General features: G+C 52.0%; 13 protein-coding genes. 2 read left to right on the plus strand and 11 right to left on the minus strand.

Features of this window, described 5'->3' with window-relative positions; translation table 11 throughout:
- Positions 1–293: 293 nt before the first annotated feature.
- The 8 genes from DUE52_RS09260 to DUE52_RS09295 all read right to left on the minus strand — a co-directional run bounded on the left by DUE52_RS09260 (position 294) and on the right by DUE52_RS09295 (position 10565).
- Positions 294–1502, minus strand: coding sequence for a hypothetical protein (locus DUE52_RS09260; protein ID WP_114405704.1), 1209 nt, complete (start codon positions 1500–1502; stop codon positions 294–296).
- An 89-nt stretch (positions 1503–1591) separates the two neighbouring features.
- Positions 1592–2887, minus strand: a complete 1296-nt coding sequence (locus DUE52_RS09265) for a sensor histidine kinase (protein ID WP_114405705.1) — start codon at positions 2885–2887, stop codon at positions 1592–1594.
- 89 nt (positions 2888–2976) lie between these two features.
- A complete protein-coding gene (locus tag DUE52_RS09270; RefSeq protein WP_114405706.1) occupies positions 2977–4359 on the minus strand; it encodes a sigma-54-dependent transcriptional regulator in 1383 nt (460 codons plus the stop codon).
- Between the two features lie 120 nt (positions 4360–4479).
- Positions 4480–5634: an ABC transporter permease gene (locus tag DUE52_RS09275; RefSeq protein ID WP_114405707.1), complete on the minus strand. Its 1155-nt coding sequence runs from the start codon at positions 5632–5634 to the stop codon at positions 4480–4482.
- 89 nt (positions 5635–5723) lie between these two features.
- Positions 5724–6968, minus strand: coding sequence for an ABC transporter permease (locus DUE52_RS09280; RefSeq protein ID WP_114405708.1), 1245 nt, complete (start codon positions 6966–6968; stop codon positions 5724–5726).
- A gap of 89 nt (positions 6969–7057) precedes the next feature.
- The gene (locus DUE52_RS09285) at positions 7058–7720 is read right to left on the minus strand and encodes an ABC transporter ATP-binding protein (RefSeq protein WP_114405709.1); all 663 of its coding nucleotides are present in this window, start codon (positions 7718–7720) and stop codon (positions 7058–7060) included.
- A 93-nt stretch (positions 7721–7813) separates the two neighbouring features.
- On the minus strand, positions 7814–9316 hold the full coding sequence (locus DUE52_RS09290) for a TolC family protein (protein ID WP_114405710.1): 1503 nt from the start codon (positions 9314–9316) through the stop codon (positions 7814–7816).
- Positions 9306–10565 carry an efflux RND transporter periplasmic adaptor subunit gene (locus DUE52_RS09295; RefSeq protein ID WP_114405711.1) on the minus strand — a complete coding sequence of 420 codons (1260 nt, stop codon included), beginning with the start codon at positions 10563–10565 and terminating at the stop codon, positions 9306–9308. Before DUE52_RS09295 ends, DUE52_RS09290 begins: the two co-directional genes overlap by 11 nt.
- Positions 10566–10820: 255 nt before the next feature.
- On the opposite strand from DUE52_RS09295, the gene DUE52_RS09300 reads away from it, so the two are divergent.
- Positions 10821–11432 carry a hypothetical protein gene (locus DUE52_RS09300; protein WP_114405712.1) on the plus strand — a complete coding sequence of 204 codons (612 nt, stop codon included), beginning with the start codon at positions 10821–10823 and terminating at the stop codon, positions 11430–11432.
- Positions 11433–11497: 65 nt separating this feature from the next.
- Here DUE52_RS09300 and DUE52_RS09305 read toward each other — a convergent pair whose 3' ends face one another.
- Together DUE52_RS09305 and DUE52_RS09310 are read right to left on the minus strand one after the other, a co-directional pair.
- Complete coding sequence (locus DUE52_RS09305) at positions 11498–13504, minus strand: S9 family peptidase (protein ID WP_114405713.1); 2007 nt, start codon at positions 13502–13504, stop codon at positions 11498–11500.
- 329 nt (positions 13505–13833) lie between these two features.
- Positions 13834–14475 (minus strand): cysteine hydrolase family protein, encoded by a 642-nt coding sequence (locus tag DUE52_RS09310; RefSeq protein ID WP_114405714.1) that lies wholly within the window; start codon positions 14473–14475, stop codon positions 13834–13836.
- 181 nt (positions 14476–14656) lie between these two features.
- Here DUE52_RS09310 and DUE52_RS09315 point away from each other — a divergent pair, with 181 nt between their 5' ends.
- Positions 14657–15859, plus strand: a complete 1203-nt coding sequence (locus DUE52_RS09315; protein ID WP_114405715.1) for an FAD-dependent oxidoreductase — start codon at positions 14657–14659, stop codon at positions 15857–15859.
- A gap of 115 nt (positions 15860–15974) precedes the next feature.
- Here DUE52_RS09315 and DUE52_RS09320 read toward each other — a convergent pair whose 3' ends face one another.
- Positions 15975–17237, minus strand: a complete 1263-nt coding sequence (locus tag DUE52_RS09320; RefSeq protein ID WP_114405716.1) for a serine hydrolase domain-containing protein — start codon at positions 17235–17237, stop codon at positions 15975–15977.
- Positions 17238–17293 lie beyond the last annotated feature (56 nt).

Genomic DNA, 17293 nt, shown 5'->3' on the forward strand with positions numbered 1-17293 from the left:
CCCGGTTCAAACCGGGGGCTACAAGATGATCCATCCCTACGGGATTCATTTATACCCGGTTTCAACCCCCCGAAACGGTTTTATCAAATCCAATCAATCCCGTAGGGATGGCCCATTTTGTAGTAGCGGTGGGTTTCAACCCGTCGAAACGGTTTCATCGAATCCAACTAATCCCGTAGGGATGGCCCATTTTGTAGCGGTGGGTTTTAACCCGCCGAAAAGGCATCGCCAAATCCAACCAATCCCGTAGGGATGGATCATATTGTAATTCCCCGATTTGAACTGTGGGTAGATTAGTCTTCTCCTCTTTTATCCTGCTGAGCACCAATCACCACAATCCGGTACGGTTTGCCCGGAACGGAAATCGCCGGTTTGGCCGAAAAACTGCTGCGCAGGACCGGGATAATCTGATTTTTGACGGGGTCTGTTACGTATACATACCGCTTCGTGATGCTGAAATCCGGTTTCACTTTGGCATCAGCCGCAATGGCGTCCACGACTTTCAAATCGCGCAATGCCGAACCGGAGGCACTGAAACCCTTCAGCGTACCGTTGGTCAGCATCGCAAAAACATCCCCATCATTCGAAACTTTGAACGCGTGGAGCTGATCGGTTTTGAGGAGTGGAGTCAGCGTGTTGGTGATGAGATCAATTCGATACACGCCCAGAGCGGCTCCGAAGCCGTAAAAAGTCTTCGAGCTTTGGTCATAGACGATGGAGCCCAGCCAGCCGGTTCCAAAATCGGCCGGATACTTGATCAATTGCTGACTCCCGTCTTTATTGACAGACAGAATCCCGCTGGTGGTACCGAAAAGGGCCACTTCGCCATTGCCCACATCACCGTGAATGCTGGTGACGGCAATCGTGGACTCGTTTACCACAACCCCATTTTCGTCAACGATTTTCACGCCCTGCGGTAACGTCCCGGCAACCGAATTGTCCTTTTTGGTCACGGCAAACGTGCCATTGCTGAACGGAACCACCGCGCCGTGGTGCGGCACATCCACTTTAATCACTTTGGCTTTGGCCCCCGCTGTGTGCAGTTCATCCTCCGTCGTCAGTGACAGGGACCCTTCGCCGTCATTGAAAACGACGATGCGGTTTCCCCAGACATAAACGTGCGTGGGCAAACTGGCTTCGAGCGTCAGAGCCGCCCATTTGGGTGTTCCTTTCACGTCGGCATGGTCACCGTGGTCGACAATACCGCTGTCAAAAAACCGGACTTGGTTGTTCGCCCGATTGACCACCGCCGAGAACCGTCCGCTGGCGGTTGGATACAGGGCATTGGAGCCAAACGGGGCCGAAAATTTCTCCGTGGTCTGCTTTGCAGGATTTACCAGCGTCAAATCACCGGTTTCGGCATCGCTGACCAACAGGCGCGTAAAGGCCGCTTCGTTGTCGGTGGGTTGGACGGTTTTTGAATCGTCGGTGTGACAGGCCGACAGGCTGGCTGCGAGTACACCCATCAGCCAGAACCGGGAAAGTAGCGTTGTTTTTTTCATCGTAGTTTTATTAATGCAACAATGTTGCAAAAATAGGGGCTACGTAATTATATGCAACATAGTTGCATTAATAAAAAAATACAAACTGCTTACTTCCCGAACAGAATGGTGAATTCCGTCCAGCCGTCCGGATTGGTTTTGAGGGAAAAAGGAAAACCGTGATTGAGCAGAATATCGCGGGTGAGGGTGAGACCGATGCCCTGGCCGTCGGGTTTGGTGCTGAAGAAGGGATTGAACAGGTTGGTTTCCAGATCCGGGCTGATCGGTAGGCCATTATCACGGATGATCAGGTGCTCAGGAGTTACCAGTATGTCGACTGTTTGTCCGGCAACACAGGCTTCAATGGCATTTTTGATCACATTGACCAACACCTGTTCCAGTTGTACGACATCCACCGGAACCCAGACAGAATCGGGCGGTAACGCATGGTGAAGCACAACCCCGCGCGCAGCCGCCTGTGGGTGCATCAATCGACTCACATTGTGCACCATTTCGTTCAGGTCAGTGGGGTTTTTATGGGGTTGCGGGAGCCGGACCACATCGGCAAACCGGCGCATGAAAAGATTCAGGCGGTCGTTGCGTTCAATAGCGATTTGGAGCGCGTGGCTAACGTCCTCCTGATCAGGCGCATCCATGTAGGATTTGGTGACATTCAGAATGGAGTTGATGGCACCGATGGAGTTGTTTACTTCGTGGGCCATCATCCGAATCACCTTGCTGTAGGCTTTTTTCTCGGACTCCAGAATCTCGCTCGTTAATTCCTCGATCAGTATAAAATCGCGCCGGAAACCCCGGTCCATGAAGTGGGATCGCTGAATCCGGTAGGTTTCAATTCCCGTTCCTTTCAGGGTTCGGGTTTCATTGTCGTTCGATTGTGCCAATTGGTTAAGCAGTGGGTGGTCAATGTCTGATAAATACCGTCCGGTTAACTGGTTCGCAGGGCGTTGGAGCAAGGCCGTTGCTTTCGGGTTGGCCGACGAAATCCGCCGGTCAAAATCGAAAATCAGCGTGGCGATGGGTGAGGCTTCGATGAGCTTTTCCAGAAAAAACTGCTGTTCCATTTGTTTGGTGCGTTCCTCACGAAGCTGGTCGATCATGAGGTTGTAGACGTCGATCAGCCCATCGACTTCACGGTTGCCGGTGGGCACAAACTTGATCGTAAAATCCTTGTCCTTAATCGCTTCAATGCCCGCTGAAATAAACTGCGACGGTTGCCCGAAAGCCCGGTAAATCTGGATGGCTGCCAGCACCGAAGCCAGCACCAGTACCTCCGAAACGATGAAAAGCAGCTTGTTTTCCTGAAGCCATTTAAAAATAAGGAAAATCAGAGCCGCGTGGATCGCGATGATGTAGAACAGGTATTTTGTCCGCAAGGAAAGTTTCATGAACCCAAGATAAAAGATAGGAACGCGGATTAGACGGATTGAACGGATTGAAAAAGATTTATTTATCCGTGAAAATCCGTTCAATCCGTCTAATCCGCGTTCCCATCAAACGGGATTCCGTATTTTTCCAGCCGTCGATACAAAGCAAACCGTGTGATGCCCAGCGCCCGTGCCACTTTGGAAACCCGGTTGTTGTAGAAATCCATCGCCCGGCGAATCATCTGGAATTCCAGTTCGTCCAGCGTGATGGTGCCGATTTCGGGTAACCGCACCGATTCCTGCCGGACGGTCGAAAGCGGAACGTGCTTCTGAAAGTCGCTGATTTCCAGTTCATCTTTGGTGGATAACAAAACCGTGCGTTCCACGATGTTTTTCAACTGGCGGATGTTGCCCGGCAACGCCAGGTTTCGCGCCCATTTCAGCGCCGACGGATTGACGGTCAGCCGGGGCCGCTCGTAGATGGTTTTCAGGTTGTTGACAAAATAAGTCACCAGCGGGGGAATGTCGTCGGGCCGTTCGCGCAGTGCCGGAAGTTTAACGGTGATGAGGTTGATGCGGTAAAACAAATCCTCGCGAAACGTGCCTTTGGCTACCATCTCTTCCAGATTGCGGTTGGTGGCGCAGATGACGCGCACATCGACCGACTTGCTGCGGCTGCTGCCCAGCGGTTCGAAGGTGCGGTCCTGCAAAACCCGCAGCAATTTGACCTGGCTCGACAGATCGAGATCGCCGATTTCGTCCAGAAAAATGCTGCCTTTGTTGGCGAGTTCAAACCGCCCGACGCGGTCGGATTTGGCGTCGGTGAAAGCCCCGCGCAGGTGGCCGAACAGCTCACTTTCAAACAAGGTCGACGAAATACCGCCCAGATTGACTTTTACGAACGGTTTGCTCCGGCGTCGGCTGTTCTGGTGAATGGCTTCGGCAATCAGTTCCTTGCCCGTTCCGCTTTCGCCCGTAATCAAAACCGGGGCGTCGGTGGGCGACACGCGGCCGATCGTTTCCAGAATGTCGAGCAGTTTGGCGTCTTCGCCGACAATGTGTTCAAACTGGTACTGCTGATCGAGTTTCTGGCGGCTGGGTGACAGCGGCTGGGCCGGTTTGGGCTGAGCCAGATTTAAAACCGTGCGGATGGATTGCAGCACATAGTCATTCTGCCACGGTTTGGTGATGAAGTCTTTTGCCCCGGCTTTCATGCCCTGCACGGCCAGATCGATGGTGCCCCAGCCCGTAATCAGAATCACCGGAACTGTTGGATAGCCCGCCCGAATCACGTTCAGGAGTTTCAGGCCTTCTTCGCCGGAGGTTTCGATGGAAAAATTCATATCCAGCAACACCAGTTCTGGCGTCTCGGCGTCGAGGGCTTCCAGGGCCTGCGCAGGATTCTCAGCGGTTTTCACGGTGAAACCATCCCTCCGCAGCAGGAGCGAAAGGGAGGTCTGAACCGCAATATCGTCGTCGATAATTAAGAGCATGTTAAAAGTTATTTCGCAGAGTTAAGCAGAGAAAATCAGAGTTTAGCAGAGTTTGCATTGAAAAACTTTTTTTCTCTGCTTAACTCTGATTTTCTCCGCTTAACTCTGCGAAACAAATACTTATTCCTCATGCAACGCCACCGCCGGTTGAATCCGTGCGGCCAGGCGACTGGGGAAGAGGGCGCAGAGTGTAACAATCCCGTAAATGACCACGACCGATATGGCAATGGCGGTCAGGTATATACCGGCCTGAATATCGAAGACGTTCATCAATGGGAATTGCATCGCAAACAAGAGTCCAATCAAGAGCGCAAACGTCGCCAGTACCAGGATTTCGCTGATGAATTGTTGCGAAATACCGTTTCCGGTGGCCCCCAGCGCCCGGCGCAAACCGATTTCGCCCCGGCGTTTGGCAATGCTCAGATTCAGAACGCCGAACAACCCGAGGGCGACGTTGATCAGCAGGAAACCCGACACGATCAGGAAGATAATAACCGGCACGAGGGTCAGGTTATGCGTGGTTTTTCGCGAATCCGTCAGGTGGTCGACTTCGACGCTCCAGCCAGCTACCATCGTCGTAATCGCTTTCACCATTTTAGCTTCAAAAACCGCATCGGTCCCCGGTTTTACCCGAATCATCAGCAAATCGTCCCAGGGTGATTTCGCATCCACCAGTTCAAACAACGCCGGTTTGTCCACCATAAATTCGCCCTTCGACTTAAACGTATTGACAACACCGGTTACTTTGAATCGTTCGCTAATGATTTTCCCCAGCGGTTTTTCGTCGCCGAACAATTCCTCCTTCAATTTCCGATTGATAACAACCGGCGAGTATTTGCCGACACTATCCGCACTTCGGTACCAGCGCCCTTCAACAACGGGAATCACCATTGTTTTGGCATAATTTTCATCGGTTACATAAAAATCTGCTAATACATGCTTTTTATTATAATCGATGCCATTGTTCCTCGAACTCTGTGAAAACGGAAAATTGTTGCTCATTCGGGACGCTGATTCAACTTCGGGATACGCCTTGACTCGTTGCAAAACCATCTCGATTTTTTGGGCGAGTTCGGTGGTATCTTCATTGCTTTTCAGGCTGATGGCCCAGGCATTCTGGTATTCAAATCCCAGCGGTTCGCGGTAATTCCGGACGTTGTACACAATCAGCGAAGTCAGTCCGAAGAGGACCAGAAATGAAGCCAAAATCTCCACCAGCAGCAGCGAGTGAGCTTTCTTCTTGTTCCAGATTAATTTAAAAAGATGTCGGATCATAGTTGTAGGGATTAAAAAGAGGGAAGGGAGGAGGGAGGAACGGAATAAAATGAGACTACTTTGTCCTTTCTTCCCTCATCCTTTACTCCTTATGCTTTAAGTGCTTCCGCGATTTTGAGTTTTGACATGCGCAGGGCGGGCAGGACGCCGGACAGGAGCCCGAAGACGAGACAGACCAACAGGCTGACCAGGAATACGTTCAGATTGATGGTCAGGTCGGCGTAGGCAATGATGCCGCTGCTGTTGATGAGTTGTATGACAATCAGGGTTAGAACGAGCGCGATGCCGCCACCGATCAGCGTGATGAAAAGGTTTTCGATGATAAACTGCCACATGAGGGTTCGGACGGGTGCGCCGAAGGCTTTCCGGATGCCGATTTCCGAGGCCCGTTCCATGATCCGGCTGACGTTCACGTTCACCAGGTTGATGGCCGGAAGTCCAATCAACATGAGCATGATAAAGGCAATGATACCGAAAAAGACGGTTTTCAGTCCTTTGTTGCCGTTGAGGGTGCCGACGAAATTTTCCACATACGGCTCGCTTTTCACTTCCACATACGCATATTTATACCCATCCTCAACGCCCGGCAACGGGATTCGGGCGATGTGGCTCTGAAATTCATCCCGAACGGTTTTGAGATCGGACGTCTTTTTCGCCAGCAGAATCGCCACGTAACCGCCCCGCATGCCGGTTCGCTGGTAATTACTTTTAGGCGTGGTGTACGGATAGTAGACGTCGGCGTAGGTAAATGGCCGGGTCACCGGGCTGCCTTTCACCACCCCGATAACCCGGTAATGAATGCTTTCGATTTCAACGTCTTTGCCAATTACCGATTCCGCCACATTCCCAAAATACTGCTTTTTGAAGTCATCTGTAATCACAACAACCAGATCGCTGTTGGCAATATTTTGCTCGTTGTAGGGCTTGCCTTCCAGAAAGTCAAACTCGGTCACTTCCCAGAAATCCGCGTCGGTATACTTGGTGTTCAGCTTGATTTTCTGCGAACCCACGTAGGCGTTGGAGCTATTGACAAAGGTACAGATCGTGACCCGCTCGGCGGTTTTCAGCGATTTGGCGTATTCCGTCAAAAACTTGAAGCTCATCGGCCCCGAACTGCTGCCGGTTCTGGTCGAATCCTGGGTTCGCATCTGCATGATGTAAAGCGACCGGTCGCGTTTGGTTTCCGGGTAATGACTCCCGAACAAATGGTCGAGAAACGAGGTCAGCACCATCAGCACCGTCAGGGTCAGGCTGATGCCGAAGAGCGTAATGAAGGTGTAAAAAGGATGCCGCAAGAGCACCTTCCAGGCGATTTTTATGTAGTTGGATAACATAATTTTGAATGAGTGAATGATAGAATGAGTGAATAGAGAATGAGGTGACAGTTTTTTATTCTATCATTCACTCATTCAAAATTCAAAATTCACTGTACCTGAGTCCCGTCGAAAAGCCGGATCAATCGATGCGTGCGTTTGGCCATGTTTTCGTCGTGCGTCACCATAATGATCGTGGCTCCTTCGTCGTTCAGGCCTTGCAGGATGTTCATGATTTCGTTGCCCATCGCGCTGTCGAGGTTGCCGGTGGGTTCATCGGCCAGGATGATTTCCGGTTTGCCAACGATGGCGCGGGCGATGGCGACGCGCTGTTTCTGTCCGCCCGATAACTGCTTCGGGAAGTGCTTGATGCGGTTGCTCAAACCTACTTTTTCCAGGGCTTCCTTGGCGTAGGTCTGGCGCGGTTTTCCGTTCGTGGAGCGATACAACAGCGGGATTTCGACGTTATCGACCACCGATAAGTCGTTGATCAGGTGGAAGCTCTGGAAAATGAAACCGATCTTCTCGTTGCGCAAACGGGCCAGTTCCCTGTCGCGGTAGGTCGAAACCCGCTGACCATCCAGCTCCACAGTGCCTTTTGAGGGTTCGTCCAGCAGCCCCATGATGTTGAGCAGCGTCGATTTGCCGCAACCCGATGGTCCCATGATGGAGACAAATTCACCCTTGCGGATGTTGAGGTTGATGTTGTTGAGCGCCAGCGTCTCGATGCTGCTGGTGCGGTACACTTTTTCGATGTTCGTAAGGTTGATCATGTTAGTATTTGATTTGTTTTTTACCCCTAAATCCCCTAAAGGGGACTTGGACGCGGTGTCCAGATGCAAAAGTAAAAGTCCCCTTTAGGGGATTTAGGGGCGTATTTTTTCATTGCGTTCAAAATCGTACAGCGTCAGCAGCCGGATGGTGTAAAAAGCCGTCCAGTAATCCCGCAGGGCCAGAATGGCGTCGCGCCGGGCGCGGTCTTTTTCCTGCATGGCAATGCCTAAATCCGTGACGCTCAAATCGCTCAGAATAAAGCGGTTCTGGGCAATCTGATAGCGTTGCTGACCGATGGCGTCAGCTTCGGCGGTGAGTTTAACCTGCTGCTGGAGCATTTGCAGGAGTGTTACCTGCGTATAAATGGCCTGCTCGAACGTCAGCTTGTCCTGCTCCACGGTTTGCGTCACCAACTGCTGCGTGGCTTTGGCGGTTTCGGTTCGGGCCTGGGCACGTCCCCAGGTCATGATGGGCAACACAAACTGCACTTCGAGGTACTCCCGATCCTGTGGACGGATGTAAATATCGCCCAGATTAGCGCCCCGGTTCGACAGACCAAAAGCCGCATTCAGCGTGGCATTCAGGCCGTTGTCTTTGCGGGCTTTGTCCACATCGCGCTGGGCTTCCAGGGCTTTTCGCCGGAAGGCGATGGCGTCGGAGCGGTTGTTGAAGGCTTCGTTCAAGGCTTTTTGAACGTCGATGGCGAGTTCGGTGATTTGGGTCGGCACCACCAGTTCCAGCTTCCGGTCGTCGCGGTAGCCCATGTACGAACGCAGGCTCAATGACGCAATTTCGGCATTCTGGCGGGCCGACGCGAACTCTTTTTTGGCCGTCAGCACGCCCATTTGCAATTGCAGGATGTCATTCTGGGAAATCTTGCCCAGTTCCAGTTTGTGTTGGGCAATTTTATACAGCGTGTCGTTGTTGCTCAGGTTTTTTTCGGCAATCTGCAAATTGACCTGCGCCACCAGCAAATCGAAATAATAGCCCGTGGCCGAAACCGTCACTTTCTCCATCGACTCGATGAAAAACTGGTTGCTTTCTTCAAATTTCAACGGCTCAATTTTGCGATCCCACTTCATTTGGTTGAATTGAAACAGCGGCTGCCGGAGTCCGACCGCAAACGGAATGCCGTTGTACAGCCGGTTATTTCGCTCGAAATCGTCAAACCGCTGAATCTGTTTCTGCACGAAAACCGACCCGCCGGTTGGCGCAATGTTCTGGCTCAGCGAGAGATTCAAAACCGAATTGTTGTTGGAAATCGGTTGAAAACTAATGGTTCCGTCAGGTTGCGTTACCTGGATAAACGACCGTTCGAAGTTGGGCAGTGAACCGTCTAGGCTCAGTTGGGGTTTGAAACCCGCCTGAAACGTCCGGTATTGCCAGTAGCTGGTTTGCTTCTGTGTGGCCGCCTGTTTCGCCGAAATCGACTGCGACTTCGCCATCTGCACCACATCATCCAGCGTCAGTAACTGCGGCTGGGCTTGAAGGGTATGTCCCAGCAAAAGAAGCACAAGAAGACCGAGACTAATCAGAAGAGCCGTCTTTTTTTCGGTAATCAGTGGCTTGTTCGGGGTAGCGTGTTCAGTTTGCATGGTTTTCGATGGTGATTTCCTGCAAATGCTCGAACTCGCTCAAATCGGTGATGATGACGCGCTCGCCCGGCTGAATCCCGCTTTTGATCTCCACGTAATCGAAGTTGGACAGACCGACCTGCACCTCCCGGCGTTGGGCGATTCCCTGGTTATTCAGGATGTAAACAAACTGATTTTTCTTGCCTTTGAACGCCGGTCCGTTGGCCACCCGAACGGCTTTGGCGGTCTGGCTGGTTACCACAAAGACTTCCACTTTCATGTTGGGCCGGAGCGACGCGTGGTGGTTATCATCCAGTTGCACCACGAACTGGATGACGCCGTTTTTCACCGACGGTTTTACCTGCGTAATGAGGCCGCGCAAATTGGTTTCGTTGACTTTGACGATAACCGGCAAACCGGCTTTCACCTGATCGGCGTAGACATCGGAGCAGGAGCCTTCAATCCGAAAACTACCCAGATCGGCCAGTTTCGCCAGAATTTCGCCTTCGTTGACCGCCGAGCCGATGTTCTCATTCACCCAGGTCAGCACGCCCGGTCGGTCGGCGATGATGTTGGCCTGATTCAGTTTTCGATCCAGTTCGCTCAGGTTTTTCTCTTCGATTTGCGCCTGCAAGGTGGTTTCTTTCAGGCTGGCGCCCATCGACTGGCGGTTGTAGGAGAGATCGTTTTCCAGTTTTTTCTTTTCCAACTCGGCAATGCGAAGGCTGTTTTCGGCGCGGGTGACGTCTTCCTGGGTTTGTCCCCCGACTTTCAGCAGGCGTCGGGCATCTTCCAGTTCGGCTTTTAGCCGGTTGATGTTGAGGGATTTGATCTGGTCGTCGGCTTCGGCATCGAAGAGGTTTTTGTTGAGCTTCATCCGCAATTGTTCGATGCTGTTGCGTTTGAGCGCCAACTGATCTTTCATCTTTTCGAATTCAATGAGGGTCAGCGATTTGTCCAGATCCAGAATGGCCTGACCCGGTTTGATCTGCGTGCCAGGGGTCAGCAGGACGCGCCGGATGCTGGCGCGGATGGGGCTGGTGATGATTTGTTCGTATGCCGGAATCACCTCACCCGTGGCGCTCAGCGAATTCTCGACCGGGCCAATCTCCGCCGTCGCTGTCCGGATGCGCGAGGCTTCGACGGATGTTTTTAAAACACGCCGGAAGAAGTAAATCGCGATTCCGGCAACGACCAGCACGACAAAGACGATGAGGTAATTTTTGGTCCGGCTTTGCCTGACGATTTCGGGGGCTAATTCTCTGTCCATTTGTTGTTATACCTTGACAGAGACTATCCAAACGATGTGCCAGTTGTTAAATAGTTGATAATTAAAAGGTTATCTTCTTTTTGGTTTTCTAAAAGTGTGCGGTTTCGCACGGGTTGTGCGGGTTTGAACGGGGTGGTATTACTACAATCTGAAAGGTTTTATTTAGATATATTCATAAATTGTGTCGACGAGTGAAATTTGCAAATGGACTGATTGGCGTGCGGTAAATACCATCATCTTATTCATCTATTTTTTATGAAAACGAAAACTTTACTATGCCTGATTCTGGTGATCAGCGGGTTTGCGGTAACGTATGGTCAATCGGTTTCAAAAAATATTCTTCGCGTCGGCATCGGTACCCACTGGCCTTATATGGGAGAGGGATCTGGTATGAAAGGCGGGATTGCCTTTTCGGGTGAGTATATGCGGGAGCTGAAAAAACACTTTTTCTTAAGTAGCAATGTGCAGTATTTAACTCGTCACGAAGGATTTAAAAACGAGATCAACATCAATCGTTCCGAGAACGTAGTTGTGCCCAGCTTTTTGAAAAATAAGCGGGTGCAGCATGAATCGATTGTCGCGGGCTTTGTGAGTGCCGTATGGGCACCCCTGGATGATTCACGAAGTCTCTTTCTGATCGGCGCCGGTGTCGGGGTTCGCTATAAAATGTACACGCAGTTTTGGACCTATAGCAATCCGGATGGATATATGATCGAAAGTCGGCGTCGGATAAGTCCGGCTGGCAACTTTCTGCTTAGCTATGATTACAAACTAAACCGTCACCTGAATCTCGGCATCCGGCAAAATTTCATCATCGACGGCGAGTTTATTCCGCTGCTGACGATCGGCGTTGGTGCCCGGTTTTGAGCTATAAAAAAAGCCCCGTATTCATGGGGCATAATTTTTTATCAAGGATACACCTTCAACCGCTGTCAGGGTTTTTTCTCCGCCAACTGCACGGTTTTCACATCTACAGTGATCTCCTTCAGGCGTTTGGCTACGTTCTCCGGCATGGATTCCTGAAACCGTCCGCCCAGGTGTTTGGCCAGAAACTTCTCTGCCAGGGCCAGCATCGCCATGTTGTTGACGGGCCGCGCAAAACCGTGGCCTTCGTCGGGCGCACAGAGGTATTCGACCGGGAAACCGCGGTCGCGGAGGGCCACCACAATCTGGTCAGACTCCGCTTTGTTGACGCGCGGGTCGTTGGCCCCCTGCACCACCAGCAGTGGCGATTTGATCTTGTCGGCCGAAAACAACGGCGATTGTTTCATCAACTGCGCTTTGCCTTCGGGCGTGTTGGGGTCGCCCATGCGCTCGTAGAACGTTTTCCGAACCGACTCCCAGTAGGGCGGAATCGAGTTCAGCAGCGTGATGATGTTGGACGGTGCGACAATGGCAACACCAGCCGCGTAGACATCGGGCGTGAAGGCCAGGCCCGCCAGCGTGGCATAACCGCCGTAGGAACCGCCCATGATGCCGACGCGCTTCGGATCGGCAATGCCCTGATCGATCAGGTATTTGACGCCCCAGGTGATGTCGTCCTGCATTTTTTCGCCCCACTGCTTGTTGCCCGCGTTCAGAAACTGCTTGCCGTAGCCGGTCGAAGACCGGAAATTCATCGACAGAACCGCATAGCCCCGATTCGCCAGAAACTGGTGATAGGCATTATACCCCCAGGCGTCACGCGCCCACGGTCCGCCGTGGGGAACAATCACCACCGGCAAATTCTTGTGGTCACGGCCCTTGGGCAAGGTCAGAAAAGCCGGGATTTCCATGCCGTCGGATGATTTATACCGGATGGCTTCCATGCGGGCCAGGTCGTTGATCGGCAGTTTGGGGCGGGGGCGGTATTGAAACGTCAGCTCTTTGGTTTTGCGGTCGAACAGAAACGTGGCGCCGGGGTCGGTGTCGCTCGTCGCCGACAGCAGCCAGTATTGCTCATCGTCCGTGGCCGAACCGAATAGAACATCGACGCCCGGAAGTTCCCGCAGAATGAACTGAAAGTCTTTTTCAAACAGTTTGTCTTTCCAGTACCGGCGTAGCCGGTCGTCGGTATAGGTCGTAAAAATGGGTTCCCGGGTTACCTCCGAAATAAGAATGCTCCCGAAATCCACCTTTTTCATCGGATCGGATTCGACCGACTGCTCTTTCAGCGAAACCGGGTTGAGCAGAATCAGTTTCTGAAGATCCGGTTTGTCTTTGTTGGTGACCAGATAAACCCGCTGATTATCCTTGTGAAAACCAATGGGATAGCTGGTTTCATAAATCGTCGTGGAGTAGATTTTGGTCATACCGGCCTCATCGACCCGCAGAATTTCGGAACTGCCGTCGGCTGCGGTGCTGGTGGCGAGCCGCAGTTTGTCGTCCCAGTCGAAAATCCAGCCGGTGACCCGGTCGGTATTCTTGCGAACGAGCGTTTTTTCGCCGGTCGTCAGGTTCAGTTTATAAAGGTCGTGCCAGGCTTTATCGCGGTCGTTCAGGCCAATATACAGCGTATTGGGGTCGGTTTTGGGAACCCGATAAATAGTCGCCCGCACCCCGTTGACATCGGTCAGGTTCCGGGCCGCCGGTACGGTGCTGGTTTTCAGACCCTCGGAAGGGCTAACTGCGTAGATATTGAAATTCTCATTCCCGCCCTTGTCCTGCACGTAAAGTACGTACTTGCCGTCCCGCGACCAGAAGTAATTGGCGATGGGTCGGGTGGTGTCGGCCGTCACCGGTTTGGCCGCCGTGAATGGATCATCGCGTTTTTTGACCCAGATGTTGCGGGTTCCTTTATACGGTTTGATGAACGACATATAGGCCCCATCGGGCGAAAGCTGCGCACCGATAATTTCGGGATCGCCAAAAATTAGCTGCCGGTCGATGAGCGCCGGAACCTGGGCCATTGCCGCCGTAGCCAGCCAAAACGTTAAAAACAGCAGGGATACCTTCTTCATAACAACGGGTGGTCAAGGATGCAGGCGGTAAGTTAAAGAAAAAAGAAGTTGAAATCGAGGGGAGTGCTCTGGTGTGGTAGTTAGGACTTATGTCTGATAATTCTTTATACTTTCGCATTTGCCCCTAAATCCCCTAAAGGGGACTTGGACGCAGCTAAATTCGGATGCTAAAAGTCCCCTTTAGGGGATTTAGGGGCAAATGCGAAAGCCTTAAGTTAAAAAAGAGAATTTTAAATGGTAAATGATGAACGCTAAATGTAAAAGTATCCAGGTGCCATTCACTTTTACATTTAGCGTTCATCATTTACCATTTAAAATTCTTTTCTTCTTTACGCCGAGTATCCGCGTCCTTCAATTTCTGTCACTTTTTCGCCCGACAGTTCTTCCACAAACTGGTCGTGGGTCATCGGTTTGGAAAACATGGGGAAGTTTTTGGCGCAGGCAAATTTCTGTTCTTCTTCACTCAGGGTGGCCGTGCAGTCGGTTAAGGTAATCACTTCAAAGCCTTTTTCATAACCGGACCGCATGGTCGATTCCACGCAGCAGTTCGTCAGAAAACCGCCCAGCGCAATGGTTTCGATGCCTTTGCTGCGGAGAATAAAATCCAGGTTGGTGCTGGCAAATGCATCGAGGCCACGTTTACCTTCCAGCACGATTTCGCCCGATTCCGGCTTCACATCATCGACAATCTCGACGCCCCAACTGCCTTTCCGAAACGACTGGCTATCGACCACGCCCTTCAAAATGCCGTACGGGTGGGCCGTAATCTCATAATATCCTTCGTGAAAACTGATTGGTGAATGGATGATCGTAACCCCGGCTTCACGGGCTTTCGTCAGAACGTCTTTCGTATTCTCCAGCATGTTGGTGGAGTCCATCACGCCTTTGACGGCGTCGTGCAGGCTGCCTCCCGGTGAGGTAAAATCGTTTTGGTACTCGATCAGAACCAGGGCGGTTTTGGATGCATTCATGGCTTGGGGGTTGTGTTAAATGGTGAACGTTAAAGCTAGACAATTCAAGTGGTATTGAAAAGCAACGCGCCCGGTCGGTTGGAATTGTACGCTCGTCGGCCAAAAATGGCGGTTCACGAAAACCGGCGGGCATGGATGGGCAGGCTGTCCTACTTTTGGCTATTCAATCAGCAGAACGACCATGACGACTCCCCAGAAAGCCCTCATCATCGGTTGCGGCATTGCCGGCCCGGTGGTAGCCCTTTTTTTACAGCAGGCAGGCATTGACGCCGAAATCTACGAATCACAACCCGCCGGCCTGGACGAAGCAGGTGCGTTTCTGAACCTGGCTCCCAACGGCGTCAACGTGTTGAAAGCGCTGGACATCGATTACCTGCTGGAAAAAGACGGTTTTCATTCGGTGGGAATGGATTTCTTCAACAGCGACGGCAAGCAGTTGGCTCAACTGGAAAGCTGCGACGAAGAGGAACGGTTTGGAAGCCGCAACGTCATGATCAAACGGGGACAATTGCACCAGATCCTGCGCGATGAAGCCCTTCGGCGGAACATTCCGATAAAGGTCGGTAAAAAACTCAGCGGTATTCAACTGAATGGTTTTCAGGGCGTAACGGCCCGTTTTGAAGACGGCTCGCAAGCTGAGGGGAATTTCCTGATTGGGTGTGATGGGATTCACTCCCAAACCCGCCAACTGATTTTTCCGAATGCCCCCAAACCGGCTTACACCGGGGTTGTCGATTGTGGCGGTTTTGCCCAATGCCCACCCGGTTTGTCGACCTCCGGGGCCATGCAGATGATCTTCGGAAAAAAAGCCTTTTTCGGGTACATCGCTAAACCGGATGGCGAGGTCTACTGGTTCAGTAACATGGCCTGGCCCACCGAACCGAAGCGGAACGAACTGAACGCCATGTCCGGCGAAGCCTGGCGGCAGCAGTTGCTCCGCAACCATGAGAACGACCCGGCCCCGGTTCCGGAGCTTATTCAGTCGACCCCCGGCGACATCGGCAAATGGCCGGTCTACGACCTGCCGTCGCTGCCAGCCTGGCACAAGGGGCCGGTTTGTCTGGTGGGGGATGCCGCCCATGCAACCTCCCCCCATTCGGGACAGGGAGCGTCGCTGGCCCTGGAAGATGCCGCCGTGCTGGCCCAGTGCCTGCGCGATTCGCTGAAGGTGGAACACGCTTTTTCGAAGTTCGAGAGCCTGCGCCGGGAGCGGGTTGAGAAAATTGTCCGCCAGGCCCGGCGTATGGGCAACGGAAAAGTGGCTACCAACCCCGTTGCCGTCTGGTTTCGCGATCTGGTATTGCCGTTTTTCATCAAACAGGGCGCCAAAGCCTCGGAAGCCGTGCTGTCGTATAAGGTTGAGTGGGAGAAGGAAGTAGCTTGAGGGTTTTGAATGATAAATGTAAAATGATAAATATCGAATGTAAAAGTAAAGAGCATTGTACCGATCAATTTTACATTTGATATTCAACATTTTACATTTATTATTCCTGAACGAGTCACTCCAGCGCCTGATACACCGCAATTTTAAATTTCCGTCGAAATTCGGTGGAGTGCGCATACGGCTGCACGTTGGTGAAAACCAGCAGGATCAGGTTTTCTTTCGGATCGATGGTGTATTCGGAGCAATACATGCCGCCCCAGCCAAACGTGCCCGGACTGGTTTCGTTGCCGTAGCTGCTTTCTGGTGTAACGAGCTGGAAGCCAAGACCGAATTTGTCGTTGTAATTGCTGGTTTTGGCATCGCCAATCTGGTTTCTCAGCATCATTTCAACGGTTTTCCGTCCCAGAATTCGTTTGTTGTTAAAGCTGCCGCCGTTGAGCATCATCTGGCAGAATTTGGCGTAATCTTCCACCGTGCTGACCAGCCCGGCTCCGCCCGAAAAATACGTTTTAGCACCTTCCACCGCAAACGAGCGATAGGCGTTGTTTTCGTGTAGGGTCAGCGGGTTTTCGGTGCTGCTTTTGGAATAGAGTTCCACCAGCCGACTGGCTTTGTTGGCCGGGAGATAAAAATAGGTGTCATTCATGCCGACCGGTTCCAACACCCGTTCGCGCAGGGCCACATCCAGCGGTTTTCCGGCCAGAATTTCGATCAGCCGGCCAATGATGTCGGTGTTCAACCCATATACGAAGGCTTCACCGGGGTCTTTGGTGAGCGGGCGGGCGGCAATCCGGTTGACGACGTCTTCGAGTTTATCCGGCTGGATCGAGTTGTAAAACGGCACTTTGAATTCCGGGCGCTGGTCGAGCGGATGGTCATAAGGAATCCCGGCGTTGTGACTCAGCAACTGCCGGATGGTCACTTCGCTTTTCGCCGGGCGGGTTTCGTAGGTGCCTTTCTCTTTATCAACGCTCACCATCACCCGCGGATTTTTGAAGGCCGGAATGTATTTAGAAATGGGGTCGTCGAGCAAAAATTTCTCTTCTTCAAACAAGGTCATCAGCGCAACCGTTACCACGGCTTTCGACTGGGAAGCAATGCGGTACAGATCGTCGCGTTTGAGTGGTGTTTTCTTTTCCAGATTGCTGTAACCGAACGCTTTGTAATGAACAATCTTGCCATTCCGGGCGACAAATGTGACGGCATTGGGTGCGATTCCTTTATCGATGAAACTTTGCAGGTAGTCATCCAGGCGTTTGAGCCGGTCGGCGGAGAACCCGGCATCGGCGGGGGATTTGGCGGTGGTGAAGGTTTGGGCGGTTTGAGCAACGGCAAGCTGTACGGTAAGCAGAAAGCTTAAAAGTATGTATTTAACCATGTACGGTATTTGAGGTTATGGGGTAAAGACGTAATTTTCATCAAAAATGGGAAAAA

Source organism: Larkinella punicea (assembly GCF_003334855.1).
Lineage (GTDB): Bacteria > Bacteroidota > Bacteroidia > Cytophagales > Spirosomataceae > Larkinella > Larkinella punicea.

What these genes read in the sequence shown, in the direction of transcription:
- DUE52_RS09280 (WP_114405708.1), bottom strand. Translation starts at nt 6,968, where the DNA reads ATGTTATCCAACTACATAAAAATCGCCTGGAAGGTGCTCTTGCGGCAT.
- DUE52_RS09275 (WP_114405707.1), bottom strand. Translation starts at nt 5,634, where the DNA reads ATGATCCGACATCTTTTTAAATTAATCTGGAACAAGAAGAAAGCTCAC.
- DUE52_RS09265 (WP_114405705.1), bottom strand. Translation starts at nt 2,887, where the DNA reads ATGAAACTTTCCTTGCGGACAAAATACCTGTTCTACATCATCGCGATC.
- DUE52_RS09270 (WP_114405706.1), bottom strand. Translation starts at nt 4,359, where the DNA reads ATGCTCTTAATTATCGACGACGATATTGCGGTTCAGACCTCCCTTTCG.
- DUE52_RS09290 (WP_114405710.1), bottom strand. Translation starts at nt 9,316, where the DNA reads ATGCAAACTGAACACGCTACCCCGAACAAGCCACTGATTACCGAAAAA.
- DUE52_RS09295 (WP_114405711.1), bottom strand. Translation starts at nt 10,565, where the DNA reads ATGGACAGAGAATTAGCCCCCGAAATCGTCAGGCAAAGCCGGACCAAA.
- DUE52_RS09305 (WP_114405713.1), bottom strand. Translation starts at nt 13,504, where the DNA reads ATGAAGAAGGTATCCCTGCTGTTTTTAACGTTTTGGCTGGCTACGGCG.
- DUE52_RS09310 (WP_114405714.1), bottom strand. Translation starts at nt 14,475, where the DNA reads ATGAATGCATCCAAAACCGCCCTGGTTCTGATCGAGTACCAAAACGAT.
- DUE52_RS09315 (WP_114405715.1), top strand. Translation starts at nt 14,657, where the DNA reads ATGACGACTCCCCAGAAAGCCCTCATCATCGGTTGCGGCATTGCCGGC.
- DUE52_RS09285 (WP_114405709.1), bottom strand. Translation starts at nt 7,720, where the DNA reads ATGATCAACCTTACGAACATCGAAAAAGTGTACCGCACCAGCAGCATC.
- DUE52_RS09320 (WP_114405716.1), bottom strand. Translation starts at nt 17,237, where the DNA reads ATGGTTAAATACATACTTTTAAGCTTTCTGCTTACCGTACAGCTTGCC.
- DUE52_RS09260 (WP_114405704.1), bottom strand. Translation starts at nt 1,502, where the DNA reads ATGAAAAAAACAACGCTACTTTCCCGGTTCTGGCTGATGGGTGTACTC.
- DUE52_RS09300 (WP_114405712.1), top strand. Translation starts at nt 10,821, where the DNA reads ATGAAAACGAAAACTTTACTATGCCTGATTCTGGTGATCAGCGGGTTT.